Origin of the sequence: Mucilaginibacter sp., from assembly GCF_965277465.1 — a bacterium.
Lineage (GTDB): Bacteria > Bacteroidota > Bacteroidia > Sphingobacteriales > Sphingobacteriaceae > Mucilaginibacter.
In genome coordinates this window covers 1,089,531-1,114,348 of the sequence record NZ_CBDICW010000001.1, presented here as the reverse complement: position 1 = coordinate 1,114,348, position 24,818 = coordinate 1,089,531, and the positions used below count along the sequence as shown (strand labels likewise).

Here is a 24,818-nt window from a genome sequence, read left to right as displayed (position 1 = left end):
TGTAAAAGCATTTTCCCGGTTTTATTAATGCTATGAAAAAGTACATCTCAAAGTTCCATTACCTAACACAGGACCTGCGGGTACGCAGCCATTTAAAACAGGTAACCACCGCCTGTGAGGCCGGCGCAAATTGGATCCAGTACCGCTGCCTTACCAAACCCGACGATGAACTGATTGAGGAGATTAATGAAATAGCAGACGTTTGCGATAACTGGGGCGCAACTCTGATACTTACCAACCATTATCATTTATTAAACAAGGTTGATGCGCAGGGCGTGCATATTGAAGATTTCGATGCCGACCTGAAAGAGATCCGTACCATAATAGGGAAAGACAAAACATTAGGCGCATCGGCCACAAACATTAAGCGCCTGCTTGATGTTCAGGAAACAGGGGTTGTTGATTATTGTGGATATGGCCCTTTTGCGCATACCGATACCAAACCCAACAATAAACCATTGCTTGGCTACGAAGGTTACCGCCTGTTACAGCACCATCCGGAGATAGAGATCCCGGTTATTGCAGTAGGCGGCATACATTTAATTGATGTGAATAACCTGATGGAAACCGGTATTTTTGGCATAGCTGTTTCGGCAGCCATTAATATGGCTTTTGATCCCGGCAAGGAATTGAAAGCATTTTATCATCAGATATACTAACCGGTTACTAATTTAATCAGCCCATGTCATCCCATCATATCGTTCGCGAAAAACAGGAGCCTGCATTGCTGGTGCTGGGCCTTGATAATTTTTCTGACGAATTGCTGGGTCAGCTTTTAGAATGGAGCCCTACCGTTATAACAACCGCCCAAACAGCCGAAAAACTGAATGCCTACGGTATCAAGATAGACTGGATTATTACCAACGGCGATAATGAAGTTTTACAGTCGGATGTTAAGCTGATGTCTGCCGGGGATGGTAACCTAACCGATGCCGCTTTAAATTACCTTACCAGTTATGAGTATCCATCGGTAAACATTATAACCGATGAGCTGCTGATAAAGGATTATGAGCACTTTGCCGATAAAATAAACCTGGTAATTTTTAATAAGCATCATAAAATTTACCCCATAAGCCCCGGCTTTAGCAAATGGAAACCCAGTGGCGAAACCATTGAATTACTGAGCATAGTAAATGATCTCCACGTTAAGGGCCTAAAAAAGATCAGCAGTAATAAATACAGCACTACTGATGATGGCATGATCAGTTTCCATTTTAATGAGCCTTTTTTGTTTATAGCCGAAGAGTTATAAGTCATAAAATCCTGTTTTTATGTCATAATAACTCTTTCAACCGGGCGATTATCATCCTTATTTGTAATAATGCTGGTGTATTTGAAACTTGGCTTGTTTTTTGATTATTATTACAAATAATTTAATACGCATTAAACCGTTTATCAGTTTGTTAGTCTAATTTCCATAGATGAACCGATTCACAATGTTTAATGTATTCCTAACAACTTTTTCATCATGAAAACTACATATAAAAATTTACTCAGTACCGCTTTAGGCGCACTTGTATGTGTGGCTTTAGCATTGCCTGCAAGTGCACAAAGACCCTCAACCGGTGGCGGTGGAGGTGGTAGCAGCCATTCATCAGGTGGCGGAGGCGGTGGCGGCGGCAGACCATCAGGTGGAAGCGTAGGCGTTTCAAGGCCATCAGGCGGAGGCGTTTCAAGACCATCAGGTGGTGCTTCATTTGGCACACCCAGAACTATCCAAAGCGGGCAGCAACGCCCGGGTGTAGGTGTTTCGCAAAGAGGCAACTACGGTTATGCACCACGTCCCGGCGTTAGTGTTAACAGGGGTAACTACGGTTATGCTCCACGCCCTGGCGTTAGCGTTGCAGGTGGTGGCCGTCCGGCTTTAGTTCCAAGAGGTGGCACTTATGGTGGCGGTAATTACCGTACAGCTCCGGCAATTGGTTATGGCAGGGGTGGTTACTGGGGTAATCATGGTTACTACCACTATTATCACGGGTATTACAACTCTTACTATTTACCAAGATTAGGATTTTCAATCGGCGTATTACCTTATGGTTATTATCCATTCTTTTATGGCGATTACCAGTTTTATTACAGCGATGGTTTGTTCTATCAGTACGACAACAATCAATATACAGTTGTTGAACCGCCAATAGGCGCCGAGGTTACTAATTTACCAGATAAGGCACAATCTATTGTGATCAATGGTCAGCAATATTATGAGCTGAATGGTGTATACTACCAACCGGTTACCAAGGATGATGGTACTATTGTTTACCAGATTGCCGGTAAAGACGGTGAATTAAATACCGGTGGTGCCGTACAGGACGATCAGCCACAAGGCCCGCAAATGGGCGATATTGTTGCTCAGTTACCGCAGGATTGCAGAAAGATAAAAGTTAACGGCGAGAAGCTTTATGTATCTCCGGATGGTGTTTATTACCAGGAACAGGTTGATGCCAATGGCAACAAAACCTATAAAATTGTAGGTTTACCATCCGAAGAGCCTGAGCAAAATCAGCAATAAGCTTTTAAAATACTTATATAAAAAGGTGGCCTGGTATCAGGTCACCTTTTTTTGTTGGTCCCCGTTTATATGCCATCAATTAAATGTTATAATACTATTAATGCGGCACCGGGCAATTGTTTAATTTAGTTGACATATTTAACCATTTATGATGAAGTGTTTTATCTACCTGCTTGCTGCCCTGCTTATAAATACATCAATAGCCAAAGCATCAAATAAACATGCCGATCTGAAATTTTTTAAAGCAGATAACAGCAATATACAATACTATGGCCGCATAGATTTTGCCGACAAAACCAAGCCCCGCATCTGGGCGCCGGGTGTATACATAAAGGCAAAATTTAAGGGTGCATATTGTGAAGCCATTATTAATGATGAAGCGCTGGGCGGCAATAATCACAACTATCTGGAGATAGTGATTGATAACAATGCCCCCTACCGCATCCAGATCACTCAAAAAAACAATGTAGTTAAAGTACCTGTGGGCTTATCCGCCGGGGAGCATACGATATTGATTTGCAAGGATACTGAATCAAACATAGGGTACATTGATTTTATTGGCTTCCGCTGCGAAGCGCTTTTATCCCTCCCGGCAAAGCCTAAACGTAAAATTGAGTACTTCGGCGATTCTATCACCAGCGGTGCCGGTATGGACCAATCAGTTATTGCCTGCGATAAAGGTCAATGGTACGATCAGCATAATGCCTACATGACCTACGGTGCCCGCACATCGCGAAATTTGGATGCGCAATGGCAGCTAACCTCATGGGCGGGCATTGGCCTTATTCATAGCTGCTGTAATTTAAAATATGTGCTTCCGCAGGTTTATGATAAAGTATTTTTGGCCGCAGATAGTATCACCTGGGATTTTAAAAACTACCAGCCCGATGTTGTTACTATATGCCTGGGGCAGAATGACGGCCCGCAGGATTCAACTAAGTTTTGCGGCGCTTATGTTAAGTTTATCAGTTCCCTGCGCCAGCAATACCCAAATGCCGATATTATTTGCCTGAACAGCCCAATGGCCGATAATACATTAAGCCCGGTATTAAAAAAATATATAACCAGCATTACTGCCTATATGAATAAACAGAGTGATAAAAAGGTAAGTAAATACTTTTTCTCCAGGCGGTTCAGCAATGGCTGCGGAACCCACCCCGATATAGATGAACATAAACTGATTGCCGACGAGTTAACCGCCTATATTAAACGGCTTAAAGGCTGGTAGTTTAAAGCAAAACAGCCATTAGATATATAAACTTCAAAGCCCGCATTCCAATCTCCGCGTTTCTTTGAGATTAATCTTAGTGCCCTTTGCGGTTATTTTTACCACAAAGTGCACTGAGATTGATACACAGAGAGCTGCATTTTGTTAGTCCTTTTTAATAAAAATGCCGTTCTCATCAAAAATCAGGTCGCCGCCTTTTATTTCGGCCTCGTATATGGTTTTACCAGCGGCATCTGTTACTTTACCGGCTTCACGAATCTTTGCTCCTTTATAATGCGCAATTACATAAGGCGCTATATTTTTAGGCAGATCGCTTATTTTGATAGCTTTTACAAGCTCAATAAATGTACCCGCCGGGGTAAACTGAACCGAGTTATCCTCGCCTGATTTGCCTCCCCAGTTGGCTTCATAATTCCCTTTTTCCTTTTCCCAGCTTACTTTTACAGCTTCTGGGTATTTTTTTGCTAATGCTGATTTTACTACTTTGGGCACTTCACTAACTTTCAGATCCTGTGCTTTTACGCCGATAACTGCAATTACAAGCATTCCGGCTAATATCATTTTCTTTTTCATCGCTTTTTTTTAATCAAGTATAGGCCACTATTCTGTAGAAAGATTGACAGCATTCTGTAGAGATCCTGAATGTTATTTTAACAGAACATGAAGTATTATAACCATAACATACCCGCGGCACAGAAAAACGGACTAAGCCCGTTAATTATAAGTACCTTTAGAGAAATCCCACCCGCACATGACGCTGTTTTCAAGAAGAAACTTACATTATTCAGATTATAAATGGACATCGTACGTTCAGAATGACCCGCATGTTAACGGCAGGCCCGATGATACCCTTTTTAATAAAGAAGAAGGGAATGAGGTTGTTTACCTGATTAACAAACTGATGATTTTGTGGGACTATCGATTTGCCAATACCGGTAATAAAATGGAAAAACTAATCCACGATAAGCTACCTGCAGAAATAGCTAAACAGGAAGAAGTACAGCAATGGCTTAAAACCAACCTGAAGTTTTAATTGAATTTTTATTGTGATTACAGGCTGCTTATATTGAGGCATCCCAAGTCAGCATATTCAGAAGCTTTATACTTTTTTGAATCAATAATAATTATCACTACAAGCCCGAGTAATAATCATACCCCCGTTGCGCCCAATAATCTTTAGGCCGGGTATTACTGAAGCTAATGGTACCAATGCGCTTTAAATTTTTTATTCCGTATTTAACCGGGATGATGAGGCGCAGCGGCGCTCCGTTTTGCAAGGGCAGCAACCGATCATTCATCTCATAAGCCAGCAGTGTTTGCGGGTGCATGGCACTTGGCATATCAAGCCCTACAAAATAGGTTTTATCGGGGGTTTCCATACCTACAAATTCCATTTTGGCATAATCTTCCAGCTGGTAATGTTTAATAAAATCGCTGAATTTCACACCTGCCCAATGCGAGATCTGATCCCAGCCTTCAACACATTTAAAATCATAAACAATCTCCGTTTTGGGCAATGTCATCAGCTCCTGTAAGGTGATCTGTAATACTTCGCCGCCCTTTTTATTAACCTGGAGTTTCCAGGTAGCAGGGTCAAACTTTTTTACCTGTTCTACCCCAATATCACTATTAACACGCACGTGTTTGGCCGCCATTGATTTTGGATAAGTTTTAACCAAATGATTATCGCTGAAAACCCGTTTAAAAAAAAGTTCGGTTTTATTAAGCGCGCGGCGTAATGGCTTGCGTGCACCAGCGGTAATTCCGGCGGTTTCCTCCGGCGATTTATATAACCAGCGCCAGCCCTCAAAAGCGCCGCCAGCTAATACCGCAAAGCTGGTAAAAGATATAAAGTTGCGCCTGTTTATCTTTTGCTGAACAGTAAGTTCTTTTTTGGGTTCTTTATCCGGATTACTCATCTTTATTAGTGTTTTGAATAGCAGGTTTAGGATCTTCATTAACTATCTCAAAACCTGAAATAACAGATCTGAAATTATTCCACCCGGCCAGTACAACCTGTACAATATGGATCACAAAAAACAAAACATAGCCAATGGTTAATGCAAAATGAATGATCCTGGCAAAATGGTAGCCTCCGCAAAGCCACGTTAAATAATAAAACTGTACAGGCTTATAAATAGCCAAACCGGTAATAACAGACCCAAGCCCCATTACAATAATTGCGGTATAAGCTATCCGTTGGGCGGCATTATACTTTTTTTGTGGAGGTGCCATTTTACGGATATGCAGATCATGCAGCAAAACAAGCCAGGCTTCCTTAAATGATTTTTTTTGAGGCACCAGCTCGCGCCAGTCGCCTGATATAAGGGTGTATAATATATACAGGATACCGTTAAGCGTAAAGAACCACATAAACAGGAAATGAAAGGCCAGCCCTTCAGACAATCGAAAGGGAATTTTCAGATAAGTGTAAAACCAATCCGGAAAGAAGCGAAAAAAGGTATGGCCAAACAGCGTTATGGAATACTCATCGTTTGCCCAGTAGATCAGCATTCCGCTCCATATCATTACGGTCAGTATCGGGAAGTTAACCCAATGGCACCACCGCATGGCTAATGAGTGCTTTTCTTTTATGGCTTTCATTACTCTGTATAGATTTTAATTTTTAAAGTATTTGGCTGCTTTACCGCACAACCAAATACTTTATACTCAAAGTTAAGCTAATATTATTTAGAATTTTTTACTGCCGACATACTGCCTGCTCCCGTTTCGTTTAAAAAAGAAGCCTTTGAAGCACCTGTTATTGAGCCATTTGCCGTATTTTGGAAAAAGCCGATGATCTCCCAGCTTTTGGCATCAAAGCCCTGCGGTAACGCAATATTTACCATGCCGCTGTTGCTGTTTAAAGCAACCTGCTGCAATTTACGCACTATCTGCACATGCGATAATGTACGGCCGCTGTTTTCGCCACGTTCAACTTTTGATTGTGCTGATTTTTCAATAACAGCTATCTGCAATACAGTGTTTTTATCCACCCCCTCAGTATTATATTTCAGGCTGGCTTGTTTATGATCGGCTGTTAACACATTTAGCTCCAATTGAGCAGTTGCTGCTTTTTGCAGGCTGCTGCGGAGTGCATTGCGTAATGTACCTTCCTGCGAGCCTACAAATTCCGTTTTACCGTTAACCACTATCTGCGGGGTATAAACCGATTGCAGGTTCAGGTAGTTAGCATAATCATTTTGCCTTTTTGAAAAATCGGCACTGCTAAACTGGTCTTTCCAGCCTAAACGGTTCCAATAATCTACATGAAACGCCAGTATATAAACCGGTTTATCTTTACTTTCTTTCTCAATTTTAGCTATTAGTTCGTCTGCCGGCGGGCAGCTTGAGCACCCCTCGGAAGTAAACAATTCTACAACGGCAAATCCTTTATTATCACCATTTATTTTTTTTGACACCCTGGCATTAATAAACGCGCTCGAAGCTATGGCTGTTATTGCCAATAAGGCAACAAGGCTTAATATTTTTATCGTTCTCATTTTTTTGTACGAATTAGTTTAATGGTCTTTTCACGCTTAGTCGCGCTCCTTTTAAAATCCTTACAAATTTTATCAATTATTTTAAATGCCTGTATCAAAACAATTTAATAGCTTACCTTAAATATAGTTACGAAATTGTATTTGTGCTGGATGAATTAATAATTTAATAGCTTGTAAGGTTTTTTTAATATTTACGACTAAAAGAAGATACTATTGATCTACAAAGTGCTTAATCCATTTTTGTGGCCAGATCAAACACTTTTATTTTACCATGTAAATAACATGAATCATAAACTAAACCCCCATGATTGGGTAGCAGCACATGCCGATTACCTTTACAGTTTTGCAATAACCCGTATTAATGATGAAGAACAGGCGCGCGACCTGGTACAGGATACCTTTTTAGCTGCTTTAGAAAAAATTACAAATTTTGAAGGTAAAAGTGCCGAACGTACCTGGCTCACGGCCATCCTCAAAAACAAGATCATTGATGTGTACCGTAAAAAATCATCAGGGTTAAAAAACATTGAGGTAAAAGATGCCGAACAGGAACAACAGGATTTTTTTGAGGATGACGGGCATTGGAAGCCAGAACATGGCCCTAAAGAAATTGGAATTGAAGATAAAGATCATTTAGTCAACAAAGAGTTTGAGCAAATTATGCAAATGTGTATGCAAAAATTACCATCGCTATGGATGGCTGTTTTTACCATGAAGCATATAGAAGAGCAGGCTACTGATTTTATATGTACCGAACTAAAGGTTACAGCATCAAACTTTTGGGTAATAATTCACCGTACCAAACTTAACCTGAGGACCTGCCTTCAGAAAAACTGGATTTAAAAATTTTAGCTATGAGCAATTTGAAGAAAATTATATATAACTGCAAACAGGCTACCTTCCTGATCGAAAAAAAATCATTCGGAAGGATAAGCTTTAAAGAAATGATTGAACTGCGGATCCATTTATACGGTTGCTCATTTTGCAGATTATATAAAAAACAAAGCCGGGTAATTAATGAAATGGTACAGGAGCTTTTCCGAAGCTCGATAAAAGAGGATATTAAACTTGACGATGGCTTTAAAAAAGAGCTGCAGGAAAGGATTGAAGAAGAGCTTAATAAAAACTAAAATACTTTGTAAGGTTTGCTGTAAGGCCACGACTAAACGGGAAATAACAGTTAAAAACTAAAAAAACAAAAGTATGAAATCAATTATTTCCGGAGCAGTATTAGCAACTGCCATTGTAGCTTGTTTATCATTAAATCTTCAGGCAAAACCATTAACCCATGTATCTGCAACACCTACTGTTGCTGTTAGCGATACCGGCAAAATGGACAAAATGAAGATGGATAAAATGGATAAAAAGAAAACGGACAAAATGTCGAAAGACAAAATGAAAACCGACAAAAAGATGGACAAGATGAAGATGGATAAAAGCAAAATGGTTAAAGACAGCCCAAGCAAAATGTGAGTTTTTTTTGCTTGAATGAGAAAAGGGGAATCATTCCCCTTTTCTATTTTAAACTAACCTGATAAAAGAATTTATACGCAACAATACAATGAAAAAATATATCATAATAGCCGTTAGCCTGCTAATATCGATACAGATTTCGGCACAAACGGGGCTCAAAAATGGGATGCAGGCACCAGATTTTATTACAAAAGATAATTCGGGTAAAACAGTTGATTTTAAAAGCCTGCTTAAATCACATAAGGCAGTGGTATTGTTTTTTTACCGCGGGCAATGGTGCCCGTACTGTAATAAGCATATCCAGCAATTACAGGATTCATTACAGCTGCTTACCGGTAAGGGCGCTTACGTAATTGGTGTAACGCCTGAAACCAGCGGAAACATTAACAAAACGATTGAGAAGACACATGCATCCTTTGCGATAGTGCAGGATAAAGGTTATAAAATAATGAAGGCTTACCAGGTAAATTATACTGTGGACGATGCAACCTTTGCCAAACTAAAAAATTATGGCGTTGACCTGGATCAAAATAATGGCAATACTGACAGGGTTTTACCAGTGCCGGCTACCTATGTAATAAACAGTGCCGGCAAAATAGTTTTTATTCAGTTTGATAAGGATTACACCAAAAGGGCATCCATAAGCGCCATTGCTAAAGCATTATAAAATAATTGAAAGCTGATTGCATAAACTGGCAGGTGTGCAATTAGCTTATCAAAAGTTCGTCGTTAGTAAGTCCGGCTAATTCCTGGGGGTTATGGGTTACAATTAAAACGGTTGTGCCTAATTCTTTAAAAAGCACTTTCAATTTATCAATCAGCTCCACTTTCATTTCCTGGTCAAGGGCCGAAAACGGCTCATCCATTAACAACAGATTAGGTTTGTTAGCCAATGCCCTTAAAATAGCCAGCCGCTGCTGTTGCCCGCCCGACAGGTGTTCGGGTTTATGATCGATCAATGTTTCCAGCTTACCGGTTATCAGCAGCCTGTTGACCCATTGCTCATCATCCGTAGCATATTTTAGGTGTTGCTTAACCGTCATGTTTGGGAAAAGTGCATAATCCTGAAAAACAAAGCCAGCCATTCGCTTTTGTGGAGCAAGGTCTGTTTTTGAACCGGTATTAAGCCAGGTAATGCCATCAACCAAAATACTTCCTTTTTCGGGTTTAATAAACCCGGCAATCACTTTTAAAAATGTTGTTTTCCCTACACCCGACGGGCCATAAACCTTGGTGATACTACCCGCAGCAAACTGCCTTACAACTTTTAATACCTGCTGCCCCTGGTAAGCCTTTAGCTTTTTTTCTATATCGATGCTGATCATTCCAAGGGGCTTTTTAACTGGTATTTATTAAAAATGAACACACCTATCACCAAAACAAAAGTAATAGCAAACAGGATAAGCGAATAGGTATTGGCGGTGTTGTAATCCATCTGTTCAACGGCATCATACACCGCTATAGAGGCTACCCTGGTTACGTTAGGGATGTTGCCGCCTATCATTAAAACAACCCCAAACTCGCCAAGGGTATGGGCAAAGGTGAGCACTATTGCGGTTAATAACGGTGGCTTTATATTGGGTAATAATATGCTGATAAATGTTTGCCACCTGCTTTTACCTAACGAATAGGATGCCTGAGACAATGATACCGGCAATTGCTGCAATGCTGATTTTATAGGCCCTATCATAAAAGGCATACTATAAATAACCGAGGCTAAAACCAGCCCCTTAAACGAGAATACAAACTGAACATCAAAAGTTTGATGCAGCCATTTACCGATGCCATGCTGTGGGCTAAAAGCCAGCAGCAGGTAAAAGCCCAAAACCGATGGAGGTAAAACCAATGGCATGGTAATAATAGCCTCCAGCACTATTTTAAAAAAAGACCGCCCCCGTGAAAGCCACCAGGCAACAGGCAAGCCCACAACTAACAATAACACGGTGGTTATGGCAGCAAGCTTTAGCGTAAGCCAAATTGGGGTCAGGTCCATTGATAAGGTTGAACTTATTATTTTGTTACGTGATAGCCATATTCTTCAAATATGGTTTTGGCCGCAGGGCTTAATATATACTGGTAAAACTTTTGGGCTTCGGCATTGCTATCTGCTTTTTTTAGTAAAACCATCCCCTGCTCTATTGGCGCGTATGCCTTTGCATCAATAACCTGCCAGTATAGCTTTGTTTTGTTGGCCGGATCTTTAACCAATGCAAGTGTGGTAAAACCAATATCAACTACACCCGTGGTTATATAAGTATTTACCTGCGATATACTTTCGCCATAAACAACCTTTGGCTTAACATCGTCCAAAATCCCTTTACCCTTTAAGGTTTCTTCGGCCGCCTTGCCGTAAGGTGCAATTTTAGGATTGGCAATGGCAATTTTCTTTACCCTGGCGGTTAATAACATCCTTTCCCAGTTTTCAAAGCCAATGTTTTGATCGCTGCAAATAATTAAACTGCCCTGTGCATAAACCACCGGTTTTTTTATACTCAAACCCTCCTTATACAAAGTTGCAGGAAAGCTCATATCGGCTGATAAAAACAGGTCGTAAGGCGCCCCGTTCCTGATCTGGTTTACCAGGTTGCCCGATGAGCCTACAATGGGCTCAATCTCAATCCCGGTTTTTTGTTTAAAATCCTTTTGCAATACTTTAATAACTGCCTGCAGGTTGGCGGCTACCGCCACTTTTAAATTTTGTGCAAAAACCGGTACATTTAAAAATATAAGTATCCCAAGTAAAATTTTTATCCGTTTCATTGTATTGGTATTATATCGTTCGCTTTTTTACTCCCTATAGCTAAAACAGCTAATAATGCACTAATATACCTTGTTATTTAACCGTATCAGAATTTTTAATCTCTCAATAAAACTAAAAAACTTACCGTAAAAGTATATAAAGGTTAACAGGTATTAATACTATATTAGCAATATAAGGGCTTTTCGGCCTTGCTATTATAAACCAACTACATCCATTTTACCTTACAAAAATGCTTTAACAAAGCAGCTGCTTAAAAATTTATGAAAAAAAGCATCTTTCAAATTGCAACCGTTTTTATATTAGCCGTTATCCTATTTACGGGTATTAGCTGTAGCAAAAAAGCGGTAAGCACATCGCCGCAGCCAAACCCGGTAACACCCCCGGTAACACCCCCGGTAACTGTTGCCAAAACAGATGTTACCATGTGGATGACCACCGCCAACCGATCATCATTATTAGAAAAACAAAATATAAGCCTGCTTTTTAGCGCCGCAACCAATGCAAACCAAACTATTGCTGTTGATACTACAACAACCTATCAAAGCATTGATGGTTTTGGCTTTTGTTTAACCGGCGGTAGTGCATCGGTAATAAACGGACTGGCAGCTGCACAGCAGGATGCCTTATTGAAGGAGTTGTTTTTAACGGATAGTACCCATATAGGCATCAGTTATTTAAGGATCTCGATAGGTGCGTCAGACATGAGCGCCAGTGATTTTACTTATGATGAGGTACCATCAGGAACAGATGTTAGTTTAAGCAGCTTTAGCATTGATCAGGAAAAAACAGACCTGATCCCAGTATTAAAAAAGATAATTGCGCTTAACCCTAAAATAAAGATACTAGCCACCCCATGGACCGCCCCAACCTGGATGAAGGTTAACACAACCGGCAATAACGGCTTTACCGGCGGGAGTTTAAATACCTCCTATTATGATGTGTATGCAACCTATTTTGTAAAATACATACAGGCCATGCAGGCACAGGGTATCACCATTGATGCCATAACCCCGCAAAACGAACCACTGAATGCTAACAATAACCCCGCGATGGTGATGCAGCCCGTAGAGGAATGTAACTTTATAAAGAATAATTTAGGTCCGCAGTTAAAAACGGCAGGCTTATCCACCAAAATAATTATTTACGACCATAATACTGACCGTACCGATTACCCTTTAGCTATACTTGCCGATCCGGTTGCCAACCCTTTTGTTGATGGCTCAGCATTTCACCTGTATGCTGGCAGTATTGATGCGCTTACCCCGGTGCACAATGCTTACCCAACCAAAAACGTTTATTTTACGGAGCAATATACCGCATCAACCGGAGGTTTCGGCGGCGATTTGAACTGGCATATTACCAACCTTATTGTTGGCGCAACCAAAAACTGGAGCCGCAACGTACTGGAATGGAACCTGGCTACCGATGGCTTTTTAGGGCCGCATACTGCTGGTGGCTGCGGCGTTTGCCAGGGTGCTTTAACCATTAGCGGTGGTGTAGTTACCCGCAATGTATCGTACTATATTATAGCGCATGCCGCTAAGTTTGTAAGGCCGGGGGCTACGCGCATAGCATCGCCCGATGTTGCTAACCTGCCAAACGTAGCCTTTAAAAATACCGATGGCTCAAAAGTGCTGATCGTGATGAATTCGGCAAGTGCAAGTCAAACATTCAATATACAATTTAATGGCAAATCAGTTAGCAGCACTTTGGCAGCAGGCGCAGCAGCAACCTACGTTTGGAAATAAGCAATCCCCATGAAAAAAACAGTTTTATACACCCTGCTTTTAACCCTTTTTATCCCGGTAGTGCTAATGGCGCAAACCGGTAAATTCATCACCGTAAAAGGGAAAGAAATAATTGACACAAATAACAAACCCTTTTTAATGCGGGGTACCAATTTGGGTAACTGGCTGGTGCCCGAAGGTTATATGTTCAAGTTTAAAGACATCAGTTCACCAAGGCTTATTAATGAGGCCTTTTTGGAATTGCTGGGTCCCGAAGAAACTTCTATCTTCTGGAAAAAATACCAGGATACTTACATAACCGCTGCCGATATTCATTTTTTAAAGGCATCGGGTATGAACTCTATCCGCATCCCTTTTAATTACCGCCTTTTTACTACCGAAAGCTACATGGGCCAAAACAACCCAAACAGGGGGTTCGAGTTGTTAGACAGGGTAGTTGGCTGGTGTAAAAAAGAAGGTTTATATGTTATTTTAGATATGCACTGCGCACCAGGCGGCCAAACAGGTGATAATATTGACGACGGTTATGGCTATCCTTTTTTGTTTAAAAGCAGCGCCATGCGCCAGTTAACTGCTGATATATGGAAACGGATTGCCGCCCATTATAAAAATGAAACCACCATTTTAGGGTACGATCTGTTAAATGAACCTATTGCTACTTATTTTAATGCTGCCGAACTTAACCCCCACCTGGAGCCTGTTTACAAGCAGATAACCAAAGCCATCCGCATGGTGGATAAAAACCATATCCTGATTTTAGGTGGTGCACAGTGGGATAGTAACTTTAAAGCATTTGGCCCCCCGTTCGACCCGAAATTAGTTTACCAGTTTCATAAATACTGGACCGACCCAACCCAAAATGTGATACAGGATTATGTTGATTTCAGGGATAAATACAATGTACCCATTTACTGCGGCGAAACCGGCGAAAACACAGATGAGTGGGTTGGCACCTTTAAAAAATTACTCGAAAAAAATAATATTGGCTGGCATTACTGGCCTTATAAAAAGTTAGACAATACCAAAGGCATTATCACTTTTAATGTACCTGCAAAATACGATAGCCTGATAAATTATACAGAAATACCGCGCGGCAATTTTGAAGCTATCCGCAAAGCGGCACCACAAAACCGCGAGCAGATAAAGAAAGCGTTGTACGATTTTTTAGAGAACAGCAAATTTGAAAATTGCAGGCCAAACAAGGGCTATATGGAAGCATTAGGCTTTAAAGTACCTTGAGCCTCCCGTTGCAGAATAACTGTAAAAATTACCTTTAATAGGATTATAAAAAGAAAAATATTATCATTGCCCAGCTAACCAATTATAAACCTATTTTTCTTAAATCAAGCTATTTAAGTAGTTGGCCACCTGCATTTGCGTATGAGTAAATTTTTACTGAGGATTTTTGTGCCCGCGTTTTTGCTGATGCTTTTAAACCCGGTATTTGCCCATGCGCAGCTTGCCGTTAAAATAAGCGATACGTCAAAACAACAGATCTTCAGGTATAACCAGGTTGATTATTTGGAGGATGTTCATTCAACACTTACCATTAGTCAGATTACCAGCCCGGCTTTTATCGGGCAGTTCAAAGTAAACAAAGAGGCTACCCCCATCACAGCCGATCCTAACTCTGCCTATTGGTACCGTATTAAAATAGCCGGCAACCCAGCATCAGCTAATAACTGGATCCTGGAGTTTTTCGACCAGACGATTGACAGCATCACCGTTTACTCGCCCCTTAAGCAGCACGGTTACCGCACCACCCAGCTTGGCAGCAGCAGGCCATTTACAGCAAGGCTTTATCAGCATAAAAACTTTAGTCTTAATATCAACAACAGCCAGCCCGGCAACCAGGTATATTATATCCGCATCCGCTCGCACCAGCCAGTAAATGTGATCATGGTGCTGCGTTCGGTAAACTGGTTTATCAGCTATGCACTTGATGAATATTTTTTCTTCGGCATTTTTTATGGGATGATATTGGTTTTCGGACTCTACAACCTCATGATGTTTTTGGCCATGCGGCAAAGGCAATACCTGTATTATATAGTCTATAACCTGAGCATTGGCCTTTACGAAATGTGTGCCGACGGCATAGCCTATCAATACATCTGGCCCGGCTCGCCCATGTGGAACCATAATGCTTACGGGGTGGCGCTTTTTTCGGCAAGCATATTTTCAGTACTTTTTGCACAAAGCCTGTTAAACTTAAAGGTGAATGCCCCCCGCCTAAATAAGCTCATCGGTTGGGTTATTGGATTAAGGAGCTTATTTTTTATTTTATGTTTAACGATAAATCCAAACTGGTTCAGCTATAAAATAATTGAGATAGTGCCTTTAGCGCTGGCCTACTTTGCAGGTTGCTATGTTTTAATAAAAGGCTACCGGGCTGCCCGCTTTTTTGTTATCGGTTATTCTTTTTTGCTTACGGGTTTTATTATTAAAGCACTTATTGCATTAAATATATGGTGGCTGCCGGTTACTGCCGCTAACTATTACAGCTTAAGTTTTTGTTTTATAATGGAGATGGTATTTATATCATTCGCCATTGGCGATAAAGTGCGCATCCTTAAAAAAAATGAAGAGCAGGCGCAATTGCGGGTAATAAGGCAATTGCAATTAAATCAGGAACTAAAGGATAGCCTGAATAAAAATTTAGAGAGCCAGGTACACCAGCGCACCAAAGAATTGGTTGAAAAATCAACCCTTATTGAGCAGCAGGTAGCAGAATTAAAAACCGCTAACCAACAATTGCAGCTACAGGCCGAAGAAATATCAAGGATGAATGTATTGCTTGAACAGGACAATACATCGCTGCATAATGATATTGAAAAAATAACGCATAGCCGCGTTATGTCTACCGAGGTTGATTTTGAGGAGTTCAGCAAAATTTACCCGGATAATGAAACCTGTTTCAAGTTTTTATCAGATCTTAAATGGGATAACGGCTATGCCTGCCGTAAATGCAGTAATACGCATTACGGGCACGGCCATTTACCCTACAGCCGCAGGTGCTCCAAATGTGGCTACGAAGAATCGGTTATTGCTTATACAATATTGCAGAACACGCGCATCCCCATTAACAAAGCCTTTTACATGATATTTTTAATGTACTCCACCAATGGAAAAATATCATCCCATAAACTCTCCGAAATACTTTCCATTCGTCAAAGCACTTGCTGGGCCTACAGCTCGCGCATTAAAAAAGTGATGAACAGCAAAAAGAACGACCTAAAAAATGCCGGCGACAAAGGCTGGAGCAAATTAGTAATAGAATAATAGCTGCTACGACACACAATAGTTCTCCCAAAATATCTTCCTGCTTTAACATCCTATTGACTTTTAAGCTAAATGATCACACTTGCTTAAAAATTAATATGTGAGGTAAGCGTATCACTATTAATGTGCCTATTGTATAAAATACACTTTCCTATGCGCTAAAGCTGTTTTTGCAAGCTGATGTATTGTGTTTAAAGCGTATTATATTAACTATAATTCATTATAAATCAACTATTTATAAATATTTTATTTGTTTTTTAAGTTTAAATTAACATAGCTTTGTAATACCAAGTATAAACTATACAGCTACCTGTTATTGAAAAACTTTTAAAGCACCTGCCCGGCTATCGGCTTATTGATGTTTGTTTTTTAAGCGTGGGTTAATTTCAGCAAGCTTAATTGTGCAATTGCATGGTTTTTACAGGGTTAATTTAAATGCTCTTAAACCAATTGATCAACTAAACCATTTTTATGAAAACAAATTACAAAATCAAATTGCTGGCGGTACTGCTGGTATTACCTGTATTATTTTACTCATCCTGTAAAAAGGATCTTTCCAAACCCATCCCAGGTTTAACCAATACGGGGAGCACAACAGTTGCCCGTGCAGCCAATGAAACCGTTGGCGTTTGGGAAACCACAGCGGACCAAAGCAAACTGCTGGCACAACAAACCAGTATAAATTTTGCTGCCGATGCGGGCACCAATGCAACAACCATTACCGTTGACGAAAATACCACCTACCAAACCATTGATGGCTTTGGCTATTGCCTAACCGGCGGCAGCGCATCCCTAATCAATGGGTTGGGTGCTAATCAAAGTACCTTTTTGAATGATATTTTTTCAACGGCTTCAGGGCATGTAGGGTCAAGCTTTGTGCGTATCACTATAGGTGCATCTGATATGAGTGCATCTGATTTTACTTATGATGACATGCCTTCGGGCCAAACAGATGTAAATCTTAACAACTTCAGCATTAGCCAGGAAATGACCGACCTGGTGCCTGTTTTAAAGAAGATCATCGCCATTAATCCATCTATCAAAATATTAGCAACACCCTGGACTGCCCCAGTATGGATGAAAAGCAGCACCACCGGCAACGGCGGCTTTACAGGCGGTAATTTAAATACCGCTTATTACGATGCCTATGCCCGCTATTTTGTAAAATATATACAAGCCATGAAGGCCCAGGGTATAACCATTTACGCAGTAACCCCACAAAATGAGCCCCTGAATGCTAATAACAACCCGGCCATGACCATGCAATCAAACGAGGAGGCCAACTTTATTAAAAACAATTTAGGTCCGCAGTTCTCATCAAATGGCATTACCACAAAAATCATTGCTTACGATCACAACTGCGATCAGCCGGGTTATCCGGAGGCCGTATTAGGCGATTCGGGGGCTAACCCTTATGTAGATGGCTCTGCATTCCACCTGTATGCAGGCGACATCAGTGCACTGAGCACCGTTCATAATGCCTACCCTGGCAAAAACATTTACTTTACCGAGCAGTATATTGGTGGCCCGGGTAACTTTGGCGGCGACCTGTCGTGGCATGTTAATAACCTGATAATTGGTGCACCGCGTAATTGGAGCCGTGTGGTACTGGAATGGAACCTTGCTGCCGATCCTAATTATAATCCGCATACCGCTGGCGGCTGCTCTAATTGCTTAGGTGCGGTCACCATATCGGGAAACAACTATACCCGCAATACAGCTTACTATACGGTTGCCCACGCATCCGAATTTGTGAAAGCCGGCGCCGTGCGCATCTCATCAAATACCTTTTCATCAAGCATCCAGAACGTAGCCTTTAAAAACCCTGATGGCACTAAGGTAGTTGTGGCACTTAACACTGCATCATCAAGCCAAACGTTTAAAATTAAATGGGGGGCCGAGTCATTTACCTATACCCTGCCTGCCGGTGCAGTGGCTACTTTCAAATGGTCGGGCACGCAATCCAGCGGTTCTATTGCGCCGATTGGGCAAACTATAACCCTTAAAGGTTTTAATAACGATTATGTAAGTGGCGAAAACGGCACCACCGCCATGACCTGCACCCGCACTACTGCGGGTACATGGGAGCAGTTTTTAGTGGTTGATGCGGGTAACGGAAAGGTAGCCCTGCAAAGCATGGGCAAATACGTATCGAGCGAGAACGGGACTATGGCCATTACCTGTAACCGCACCAGTTATAGTGCCTGGGAAGAATTTACCTGGGGCGTAAATGCTGATGGTACCATTACCCTGCAAGGTAACAATGGTGATTTTATATCAAGCGAGAACGGCACACAAGCCATGACGTGTACCCGCACATCGGCATCGGGCTGGGAATCATTTAAAGTGAACCAATAAATAGACAATATCCATTAGCCATCCTGATCAAACTCAGGATGGCTGATATTAAACCTGTAATCAATCAAATGTTAAACCAATAAACAGTTACTTACTACTATTCCAGGCAGGATGATGGTTCAGTGCTGTTAAAACTAATTATCAGATGAAAAAACAAGTCTTAAACCTTTTAACAAGCGCAGGTATTGTACTTGCCTTGGTAACGCTGTTCACATCGTGTAAAAAGGATGCTGCAAATGCGTCAAAAACTTATGAGCTGGCAAATGCCCAGAAGCCAACACTAAAAGCGGTTACCTATAACCTGATCTGGTCTGACGAGTTTAACGGCACCGGCGTTGACGGCAGCAAATGGAACATAGATAATGGCAACCCCGGCGTTAATAATGAGCAGGAATATTACCAGGCAGCCAACGTTACCGAAAGCGGTGGTAATTTGGTTATAACAGCCAAACAGCAAAGTGTTGGCGGGCAGCCCTATACATCGGCAAAGCTCAATACATCGGGAAAATTTTCAGTGCAGTACGGTCGTATTGAGGCGCGCATACAGCTGCCAATGGTAACAGGTACCTGGCCTGCTTTTTGGATGTTAGGCAATAATATTGGCTCGGTTGGCTGGCCAAACTGCGGCGAAATTGACATTATGGAGCATGTAAACACCACAAACACCATATTGGGTACTATGCACTGGAACGGCGGCAACGGCCATGTGCAGTATGGCAGCAGTACCACAACTACACCAGGCAGTTTTCATGTTTATGCTGTAGAGTGGGATAGCAGCAGTATCCGCTGGTATGTAGATAATACTTTATACCAAACCGGTAATATTCAAAATAATATTAACAATACTGGGGCGTTCCAACTGCCATTCTACATTATCCTAAACCTGGCCATAGGTGGCGATCTTCCAGGCAATACCATTGATAATGGGTCATTACCTACTAATATGCTGGTTGATTATGTAAGGGTTTATAGCATGTCGGGCACAGCAAGCGGGCCGCCGGTTGGCCAAACCATCACCCTAAAAGGTTTTAATAATGATTATGTAAGCGGTGAGAACGGCACTACCGCCATGACCTGCACCCGTACTACCCCACAAGCATGGGAGCAATTTTTAGTGGTTGATGAAGGCGGCGGCAAGGTTGCTTTGCAGAGCCAGGGTAAATATGTATCGTCAGAAAACGGTACACAGGCCATTACCTGTAACCGCACAAGTGTGGGTGCCTGGGAAACTTTTACCTGGGGAACCAATGCCGATGGTACAATTACACTATTAGGCAGCAACGGCAAATATGTTTCGAGCGAAGATGGCACACAGCCAATGACTTGCACACGAACAACTGCATCAGGATGGGAATCATTCGGGGTCAATAAGTAGAAATATAATTACCTTTTACGATAATAATATTACTATATTTAGTGAACCAATTATTATGAGAAAAAAATACTTTAACACCATTACAGGTGCCGGCATTATGCTGGCACTTGTAACTTTTGCAAGTTCGTGCAGTAAGGATAGCACAACCAATAAAACATCAACCATAACAGTAACCCCGGTTACGCCGGTAACACCAGTTGCCCCGGTAACTTATACCCTGCTGTGGTCTGACGAGTTTAACGGTACTGCTGTTGACACCACCATTTGGAATATGGAAAAAGGCAGCCTTGGCGTAAACAACGAGAAGGAATATTACCAGGCTGCAAATGCTACCGTGGAGAGTGGCAATTTGGTGATCACGGCCAAAAAAGAATCTGTCGGCGGTATGCCATACACATCAGCCAGGATGAATACGCTAAACAAAATGTCGGCTAAGCTTGGCCGTGTTGAAGCGCGGATCAAGTTGCCCTTAGGTGCCGGTTTATGGCCTGCCTTTTGGATGATGGGTACAAATATCAACTCGGTATCGTGGCCAACCTGTGGCGAAATTGATATTATGGAACATGTTAATGCCGATAATATTATTTACGGCACCATGCACTGGAACGTTAACGGACATGTGCAATACGGCCTTACCACCACCACGCCAACACCTGATGATTACCATATTTACGCTATTGACTGGGACGACAGCTCTATACGCTGGTATATTGATGATACGTTATATGTAACCGCCAATATTGCCAATAACATCAATAACACAGGGGCATTTCACCTGCCTTTCTTTATTTTGCTGAATATGGCCGTTGCCGGAGATTTTCCGGGACAAACTGTTGATGAAAGCAAACTACCTGCAAAAATGTATGTTGACTATGTAAGGGTATATAAAGCTAATTAAAGCTGCCTTACTAACATTTTTTAATTGAGCAAACTTACAAAACTTAGTTTTTTTGTATTGATAACCCTGTGCTATATCCGTTTAGGATATGCACAGGGTATCGAAAATAAATTACAGCTATCCCTATCAACCGGGCGTCAGCAGGAAGATCTGCGTTGGTCTATCGCCGGAAATACTAACGGGCAAAGCCCGAATGTACTGTCAGAACTTAAATGGAAAACTGTTAAGGGGCGTAACTATAATGCATCGGCACAATGGAATGCATGGCACCGTTTTTTTGTTTGGGCCGATTATAGCCGCTTAAATGTAACATCCGGAAAAGTAAATGATATGGATTACAGCGGTGATAACCGCACATCGCCTGTTTATCAGCAAAACTTTATTGATAACAAAGGCTATGCCGATGCCTGGCATACGGGTATAGGCTACGCCGTTATCAACAAATACCTGCTAAGCCTTGTGCCTTATATTGGCTATGGGATAAGCAGACAATCGCTTTACATTCTTGATGGCAGCGGGCAGTTCCCGGGTTTAAACAGCAGTTATCAAACCAACTGGAAAGGGCCTTTTATAAAAGTGCGCTCCACCTACCGGCTCTCGCACGCGCTAAAGGTTACTGCCGATGTTACCTACAACCAGGTAAATTATAATGCACAAGGCAATTGGAATTTAATCAATGAGTTTGAACACCCGGTAAGCTACCGGCACAAAGCTAAAGGATACGGTACCGATGCCGGGGCAAAGCTTATTTATAGCTTTAACGATTACCTGGGTATACACATTGGTTTTGGTTATTTTAACTGGCAAACTGGCAATGGCAATGATCAGCTTTATCTTAACACAGGAGCGATTGATAAAACACAGTTGAATGGTGTAGTACGCAGCGGTTACCAGTTAAATGGCGGCGTTGTTTTGTCGCTGTAAAATCCTTAACAATGCTTAATAAACTATCACCACATCATCACTTACCGGGTGCCCGGTGCAGGTTAATACCCAGCCTGCTTCAATATCAGCATCGGTTAAAACATCATTTTTAACCATAGTAACCTTACCGCTTTTGCACAGGGCCGAGCAGGTAGAACAATCACCTGCACGGCAGCTGTAAGGCAATTGAATATTATTTTGCAAAGCGGCCTGTAAAATTGATTGGTTTTCGCCCACCACCAGGTCGTACATTTCATTTTTAAAGTGGATAATAACCTTGCGTGGCGCAAAATTATCCTCGCTAACAATTACCGGAACAGTTTCGAGCACAAAGTTCTCTTTACGGATCTGGCTTGCTTCAAAGCCCATGTAAAGCAGCGTGAGCCTTATCATACGCATGTAAGTAAAAGGCCCGCAGGTATAAAACTCCGCATCGGTAGTTTTGTACCTGATGTTTTGCCTTACTATTTTTTCAACTATTAAATTATTCAACCTGTTAGCATCACTGCTCAACTGGTGGATAATGGTAAACCTATCCGGGTGTTGCAGGGCCAAAGCATTCAGCTCATCTTTAAACAAAACAGTATGCTCATTAATGTTGCTGTATATCAGGGTGATATTGCTTTTACCATTACGGCACAGCATATACTTAAGCTGCGAAAATATGGGCACAATACCGCTACCCCCGGCAAACAACAAAATATCTTTTGCCTGATTATAATTAGCAATGGTAAACCTTCCAGCAGGTTCAACCGCGTTTAAGATATCACCAATATTTATTTTAGTGAGCAAAAAACGGGAGATCTCGCCGTTTGCTATCCGCTTAACGGTAATAGAGATCAGCTCCTCATCGGGCGATGAGCTCAGTGAATACGACCGCCTGATCTCTTCATCATGATGATTAAAAACCAAGGTGATAAACTGCCCGGCTTTATACCCAATAGCTTTGCCCGAAACATCCTTAAGGCTGATTGTGGCCGTATCCGGCAACTCCCATTTTATAGCTTCAACCCGTAACTGAAGCATATCATCAGGCCCGTAAAACTATTTTACCAAACTGTGTTGAATTTTCCATTTTACTGATGGCCTTATTGGCATCAGCCAGCGAAAAAATCTCATCAACTACAGGCACAACTTTATGCTCATTTAACAGCGCCAGCATCGCCTCAAAATCTGCTGGTGTACCCATCATGGTACCCATGATCTGCAACTGGCGCCAAAATATTTTGCGTCCGTTTAACGGCGGGATATTACCTGCTGTGCCACCGAAAACAACAATGCGCGCGCCGGCATTACACAAGTCGGGCAGTTTTGCAAAACCATCGCCAAGGGCACTGTCAATAATTACGTCAAAGCCTCCGGCAAGATGTAGCAGCTGCTCGGCCCAATCTTGCGCTTTATAATTTACACCGGCTGCTGCCCCTAAATGTTTAGCGCGGTCAATCTTTTCGCCCGATCCGGATGTCACAAAAACCTGACAGCCTGCCGCCACGGCCCATTGCAGGGCAAAAGTTCCCGTACCGCTACCAACCCCGGTTATCAGCACCTTATCGCCTTTGGTAACCTTGCCTTTGGTAAATAAGGCACGGTAAGCAGTTAAACCGGCCAATGGTACAGCTGCAGCCTGTTCCCAGGTTAAATGGGATGGTTTGGGGTGCAGGTTTGTGGTTACAATCTTAACATACTCGGCAAAAGTGCCATCATCGGGCAGGCCTAAAATTTTAAAATCGTCCGACTGATAATTGGGATTATCGCCCCAGCCGTAGCCCGGGTTAATGATCACTTCCTGCCCAATCCAGTGCTTATCAGCTTCGCTGCCAACTTCGGCAACAATACCCGCACCGTCTGATCCCAAAATGGTTGGATATTTTATACCTGCGTATTTGCCTATGGTTATCCAGTAATCACGACGGTTTAAGGCGGCAGTTTTTATTTTAACCAATGCCTCGCCCGGGTTAAGTGTGGGTTTGTCAACTTCTTTAAATGTAAGCGGCTTATTGGCTGCTTCAAGTACCATAGCTTTCATAGGGAGCTTATTAAATGTTTTAATGCAACAAACACAATTAATACCAAAAAACGGCAAACCTTGTTGAGCTTTGCCGTTTTTTAGTAAAAGTTCCTTTTCAGGAAGATTAGATTTATACTGCTTTTGCGTACAATTCAGAAACGTGGTTCCAGTTGATAACGCTCCAGATAGCCGCCAAATAATCAGGACGACGGTTTTGGTATTTTAAGTAGTACGCGTGTTCCCAAACATCAATACCTAAAATAGGTGTACCTTTTACTTCGGCAATATCCATTAAAGGATTGTCCTGGTTAGGTGTTGAAGTGATTGCTAATTTCTTATCAGGAGTAACAATTAACCATGCCCAGCCAGATCCGAAACGGGTTGCACCTGCTTCTGATACTTTGGTTTTAAAATCGGCAAATGAACCAAATGTACTGGTAATAGCTGTTGCTAAAGCACCTGTAGGCTCGCCACCGCCGCTTGGCGAAAGCAATGTCCAGAATAAGCTGTGGTTATAGTGACCACCACCGTTGTTACGAACAGCAGGCGGAAATTTTGAAATATTTTTGATGATGTCCTCAATGCTGCTATCAGCTTCAGGTTTGCCTTCCAATGCTTTGTTTAAGTTAGTAACATAAGCCTGGTGGTGTTTACCGTGGTGAATTTCCATGGTTAGTTTATCAATATGCGGTTCTAACGCATCAGTAGCGTAAGATAACGCCGGTAGTGTAAAAGCCATAATGTTAAGTTTAAT

At 41.8% G+C, this 24,818-nt stretch carries 26 protein-coding genes; 16 read left to right on the top strand and 10 right to left on the bottom strand.

Translation table 11 applies throughout. The features are described 5' to 3' along the window. The first annotated feature begins 32 nt into the window (after window positions 1-32). The 4 genes from ACQY4U_RS05135 to ACQY4U_RS05120 all read left to right on the top strand — a co-directional run bounded on the left by ACQY4U_RS05135 (window position 33) and on the right by ACQY4U_RS05120 (window position 3,737). Window positions 33-659 carry a thiamine phosphate synthase gene (locus tag ACQY4U_RS05135; RefSeq protein WP_428328318.1) on the top strand — a complete coding sequence of 209 codons (627 nt, stop codon included), beginning with the start codon at window positions 33-35 and terminating at the stop codon, window positions 657-659. A 23-nt stretch (window positions 660-682) separates the two neighbouring features. After that, window positions 683-1,252 carry a thiamine pyrophosphokinase gene (locus ACQY4U_RS05130; protein WP_428328317.1) on the top strand — a complete coding sequence of 190 codons (570 nt, stop codon included), beginning with the start codon at window positions 683-685 and terminating at the stop codon, window positions 1,250-1,252. Window positions 1,253-1,468: 216 nt separating this feature from the next. Further along, entirely contained in the window at window positions 1,469-2,509 is a 1,041-nt protein-coding gene (locus tag ACQY4U_RS05125) for a DUF6515 family protein (RefSeq protein ID WP_428328316.1), read from the top strand. 148 nt (window positions 2,510-2,657) lie between these two features. Next, entirely contained in the window at window positions 2,658-3,737 is a 1,080-nt protein-coding gene (locus ACQY4U_RS05120) for an SGNH/GDSL hydrolase family protein (RefSeq protein WP_428328315.1), read from the top strand. Window positions 3,738-3,881: 144 nt separating this feature from the next. Here ACQY4U_RS05120 and ACQY4U_RS05115 read toward each other — a convergent pair whose 3' ends face one another. After that, window positions 3,882-4,310, bottom strand: a complete 429-nt coding sequence (locus ACQY4U_RS05115) for a PepSY-like domain-containing protein (RefSeq protein WP_428328314.1) — start codon at window positions 4,308-4,310, stop codon at window positions 3,882-3,884. Window positions 4,311-4,488: 178 nt separating this feature from the next. Here ACQY4U_RS05115 and ACQY4U_RS05110 point away from each other — a divergent pair, with 178 nt between their 5' ends. Continuing rightward, window positions 4,489-4,770: a hypothetical protein gene (locus ACQY4U_RS05110; protein WP_428328313.1), complete on the top strand. Its 282-nt coding sequence runs from the start codon at window positions 4,489-4,491 to the stop codon at window positions 4,768-4,770. Between the two features lie 97 nt (window positions 4,771-4,867). On the opposite strand, the gene ACQY4U_RS05105 is transcribed toward ACQY4U_RS05110, so the two are convergent. The 3 genes from ACQY4U_RS05105 to ACQY4U_RS05095 form a co-directional block, all read right to left on the bottom strand. Beyond that, complete coding sequence (locus tag ACQY4U_RS05105; protein WP_428328312.1) at window positions 4,868-5,656, bottom strand: molybdopterin-dependent oxidoreductase; 789 nt, start codon at window positions 5,654-5,656, stop codon at window positions 4,868-4,870. Then, complete coding sequence (locus tag ACQY4U_RS05100) at window positions 5,649-6,341, bottom strand: cytochrome b/b6 domain-containing protein (RefSeq protein ID WP_428328311.1); 693 nt, start codon at window positions 6,339-6,341, stop codon at window positions 5,649-5,651. Before ACQY4U_RS05100 ends, ACQY4U_RS05105 begins: the two co-directional genes overlap by 8 nt. An 83-nt stretch (window positions 6,342-6,424) precedes the next feature. Next, the gene (locus ACQY4U_RS05095) at window positions 6,425-7,240 is read right to left on the bottom strand and encodes a DUF1223 domain-containing protein (RefSeq protein WP_428328310.1); all 816 of its coding nucleotides are present in this window, start codon (window positions 7,238-7,240) and stop codon (window positions 6,425-6,427) included. Window positions 7,241-7,522: 282 nt separating this feature from the next. On the opposite strand from ACQY4U_RS05095, the gene ACQY4U_RS05090 reads away from it, so the two are divergent. From ACQY4U_RS05090 to ACQY4U_RS05075, 4 genes are all read left to right on the top strand, one after another. Continuing rightward, window positions 7,523-8,083 carry a sigma-70 family RNA polymerase sigma factor gene (locus ACQY4U_RS05090; protein ID WP_428328309.1) on the top strand — a complete coding sequence of 187 codons (561 nt, stop codon included), beginning with the start codon at window positions 7,523-7,525 and terminating at the stop codon, window positions 8,081-8,083. Between the two features lie 11 nt (window positions 8,084-8,094). After that, on the top strand, window positions 8,095-8,370 hold the full coding sequence (locus ACQY4U_RS05085; RefSeq protein WP_428328308.1) for a hypothetical protein: 276 nt from the start codon (window positions 8,095-8,097) through the stop codon (window positions 8,368-8,370). A 73-nt stretch (window positions 8,371-8,443) separates the two neighbouring features. Continuing rightward, complete coding sequence (locus ACQY4U_RS05080) at window positions 8,444-8,713, top strand: hypothetical protein (protein WP_428328307.1); 270 nt, start codon at window positions 8,444-8,446, stop codon at window positions 8,711-8,713. A gap of 88 nt (window positions 8,714-8,801) precedes the next feature. After that, entirely contained in the window at window positions 8,802-9,380 is a 579-nt protein-coding gene (locus ACQY4U_RS05075; RefSeq protein WP_428328306.1) for a peroxiredoxin-like family protein, read from the top strand. Window positions 9,381-9,420: 40 nt separating this feature from the next. Here ACQY4U_RS05075 and ACQY4U_RS05070 read toward each other — a convergent pair whose 3' ends face one another. From ACQY4U_RS05070 to modA, 3 genes are read right to left on the bottom strand one after another with little or no spacing between them, the layout of a single operon-like run. After that, a complete protein-coding gene (locus ACQY4U_RS05070; protein WP_428328305.1) occupies window positions 9,421-10,038 on the bottom strand; it encodes an ABC transporter ATP-binding protein in 618 nt (205 codons plus the stop codon). Next, entirely contained in the window at window positions 10,035-10,706 is a 672-nt protein-coding gene (gene modB / locus ACQY4U_RS05065; protein WP_428328304.1) for a molybdate ABC transporter permease subunit, read from the bottom strand. Before modB ends, ACQY4U_RS05070 begins: the two co-directional genes overlap by 4 nt. A 17-nt stretch (window positions 10,707-10,723) precedes the next feature. Beyond that, on the bottom strand, window positions 10,724-11,473 hold the full coding sequence (modA, locus tag ACQY4U_RS05060; protein WP_428328303.1) for a molybdate ABC transporter substrate-binding protein: 750 nt from the start codon (window positions 11,471-11,473) through the stop codon (window positions 10,724-10,726). A 261-nt stretch (window positions 11,474-11,734) separates the two neighbouring features. Here modA and ACQY4U_RS05055 point away from each other — a divergent pair, with 261 nt between their 5' ends. The 7 genes from ACQY4U_RS05055 (at window position 11,735) to ACQY4U_RS05025 (ending at window position 22,056) form a co-directional block, all read left to right on the top strand. Next, window positions 11,735-13,222: a glycoside hydrolase family 30 protein gene (locus tag ACQY4U_RS05055; protein WP_428328302.1), complete on the top strand. Its 1,488-nt coding sequence runs from the start codon at window positions 11,735-11,737 to the stop codon at window positions 13,220-13,222. Window positions 13,223-13,231: 9 nt separating this feature from the next. Next, entirely contained in the window at window positions 13,232-14,461 is a 1,230-nt protein-coding gene (locus ACQY4U_RS05050) for a glycoside hydrolase family 5 protein (protein ID WP_428328301.1), read from the top strand. A gap of 141 nt (window positions 14,462-14,602) precedes the next feature. After that, window positions 14,603-16,501 (top strand): 7TM diverse intracellular signaling domain-containing protein, encoded by a 1,899-nt coding sequence (locus ACQY4U_RS05045; protein WP_428328300.1) that lies wholly within the window; start codon window positions 14,603-14,605, stop codon window positions 16,499-16,501. 471 nt (window positions 16,502-16,972) lie between these two features. After that, entirely contained in the window at window positions 16,973-18,859 is a 1,887-nt protein-coding gene (locus ACQY4U_RS05040) for a glycoside hydrolase family 30 beta sandwich domain-containing protein (protein WP_428328299.1), read from the top strand. Between the two features lie 145 nt (window positions 18,860-19,004). Further along, window positions 19,005-20,234, top strand: a complete 1,230-nt coding sequence (locus ACQY4U_RS05035; RefSeq protein WP_428328298.1) for a family 16 glycosylhydrolase — start codon at window positions 19,005-19,007, stop codon at window positions 20,232-20,234. Between the two features lie 55 nt (window positions 20,235-20,289). Then, the gene (locus tag ACQY4U_RS05030; RefSeq protein WP_428328297.1) at window positions 20,290-21,132 is read left to right on the top strand and encodes a glycoside hydrolase family 16 protein; all 843 of its coding nucleotides are present in this window, start codon (window positions 20,290-20,292) and stop codon (window positions 21,130-21,132) included. A gap of 24 nt (window positions 21,133-21,156) precedes the next feature. Next, window positions 21,157-22,056, top strand: a complete 900-nt coding sequence (locus ACQY4U_RS05025) for a hypothetical protein (RefSeq protein WP_428328296.1) — start codon at window positions 21,157-21,159, stop codon at window positions 22,054-22,056. Between the two features lie 15 nt (window positions 22,057-22,071). Here the strand turns inward: ACQY4U_RS05025 and ACQY4U_RS05020 are convergent, their stop codons facing one another. The 3 genes from ACQY4U_RS05020 to ACQY4U_RS05010 form a co-directional block, all read right to left on the bottom strand. Continuing rightward, on the bottom strand, window positions 22,072-23,082 hold the full coding sequence (locus ACQY4U_RS05020) for a 2Fe-2S iron-sulfur cluster-binding protein (RefSeq protein WP_428328295.1): 1,011 nt from the start codon (window positions 23,080-23,082) through the stop codon (window positions 22,072-22,074). Window positions 23,083-23,086: 4 nt separating this feature from the next. Next, entirely contained in the window at window positions 23,087-24,082 is a 996-nt protein-coding gene (locus ACQY4U_RS05015) for a zinc-binding dehydrogenase (protein WP_428328294.1), read from the bottom strand. Window positions 24,083-24,194: 112 nt separating this feature from the next. After that, a complete protein-coding gene (locus ACQY4U_RS05010) occupies window positions 24,195-24,803 on the bottom strand; it encodes a superoxide dismutase (RefSeq protein WP_428328293.1) in 609 nt (202 codons plus the stop codon). Window positions 24,804-24,818: the final 15 nt, after the last annotated feature.

Coding starts and splice junctions, on each gene's coding strand:
- ACQY4U_RS05020 (WP_428328295.1), bottom strand. CDS start 23,082: ATGCTTCAGTTACGGGTTGAAGCTATAAAATGGGAGTTGCCGGATACG.
- ACQY4U_RS05090 (WP_428328309.1), top strand. CDS start 7,523: ATGAATCATAAACTAAACCCCCATGATTGGGTAGCAGCACATGCCGAT.
- ACQY4U_RS05135 (WP_428328318.1), top strand. CDS start 33: ATGAAAAAGTACATCTCAAAGTTCCATTACCTAACACAGGACCTGCGG.
- ACQY4U_RS05055 (WP_428328302.1), top strand. CDS start 11,735: ATGAAAAAAAGCATCTTTCAAATTGCAACCGTTTTTATATTAGCCGTT.
- ACQY4U_RS05120 (WP_428328315.1), top strand. CDS start 2,658: ATGATGAAGTGTTTTATCTACCTGCTTGCTGCCCTGCTTATAAATACA.
- ACQY4U_RS05010 (WP_428328293.1), bottom strand. CDS start 24,803: ATGGCTTTTACACTACCGGCGTTATCTTACGCTACTGATGCGTTAGAA.
- ACQY4U_RS05115 (WP_428328314.1), bottom strand. CDS start 4,310: ATGAAAAAGAAAATGATATTAGCCGGAATGCTTGTAATTGCAGTTATC.
- ACQY4U_RS05105 (WP_428328312.1), bottom strand. CDS start 5,656: ATGAGTAATCCGGATAAAGAACCCAAAAAAGAACTTACTGTTCAGCAA.
- ACQY4U_RS05095 (WP_428328310.1), bottom strand. CDS start 7,240: ATGAGAACGATAAAAATATTAAGCCTTGTTGCCTTATTGGCAATAACA.
- ACQY4U_RS05035 (WP_428328298.1), top strand. CDS start 19,005: ATGAAAAAACAAGTCTTAAACCTTTTAACAAGCGCAGGTATTGTACTT.
- ACQY4U_RS05050 (WP_428328301.1), top strand. CDS start 13,232: ATGAAAAAAACAGTTTTATACACCCTGCTTTTAACCCTTTTTATCCCG.
- ACQY4U_RS05070 (WP_428328305.1), bottom strand. CDS start 10,038: ATGATCAGCATCGATATAGAAAAAAAGCTAAAGGCTTACCAGGGGCAG.
- ACQY4U_RS05080 (WP_428328307.1), top strand. CDS start 8,444: ATGAAATCAATTATTTCCGGAGCAGTATTAGCAACTGCCATTGTAGCT.
- ACQY4U_RS05125 (WP_428328316.1), top strand. CDS start 1,469: ATGAAAACTACATATAAAAATTTACTCAGTACCGCTTTAGGCGCACTT.
- ACQY4U_RS05030 (WP_428328297.1), top strand. CDS start 20,290: ATGAGAAAAAAATACTTTAACACCATTACAGGTGCCGGCATTATGCTG.
- ACQY4U_RS05130 (WP_428328317.1), top strand. CDS start 683: ATGTCATCCCATCATATCGTTCGCGAAAAACAGGAGCCTGCATTGCTG.
- ACQY4U_RS05110 (WP_428328313.1), top strand. CDS start 4,489: ATGACGCTGTTTTCAAGAAGAAACTTACATTATTCAGATTATAAATGG.
- ACQY4U_RS05085 (WP_428328308.1), top strand. CDS start 8,095: ATGAGCAATTTGAAGAAAATTATATATAACTGCAAACAGGCTACCTTC.
- ACQY4U_RS05075 (WP_428328306.1), top strand. CDS start 8,802: ATGAAAAAATATATCATAATAGCCGTTAGCCTGCTAATATCGATACAG.
- ACQY4U_RS05040 (WP_428328299.1), top strand. CDS start 16,973: ATGAAAACAAATTACAAAATCAAATTGCTGGCGGTACTGCTGGTATTA.
- ACQY4U_RS05045 (WP_428328300.1), top strand. CDS start 14,603: ATGAGTAAATTTTTACTGAGGATTTTTGTGCCCGCGTTTTTGCTGATG.
- ACQY4U_RS05015 (WP_428328294.1), bottom strand. CDS start 24,082: ATGAAAGCTATGGTACTTGAAGCAGCCAATAAGCCGCTTACATTTAAA.
- ACQY4U_RS05100 (WP_428328311.1), bottom strand. CDS start 6,341: ATGAAAGCCATAAAAGAAAAGCACTCATTAGCCATGCGGTGGTGCCAT.
- modA (WP_428328303.1), bottom strand. CDS start 11,473: ATGAAACGGATAAAAATTTTACTTGGGATACTTATATTTTTAAATGTA.
- modB (WP_428328304.1), bottom strand. CDS start 10,706: ATGGACCTGACCCCAATTTGGCTTACGCTAAAGCTTGCTGCCATAACC.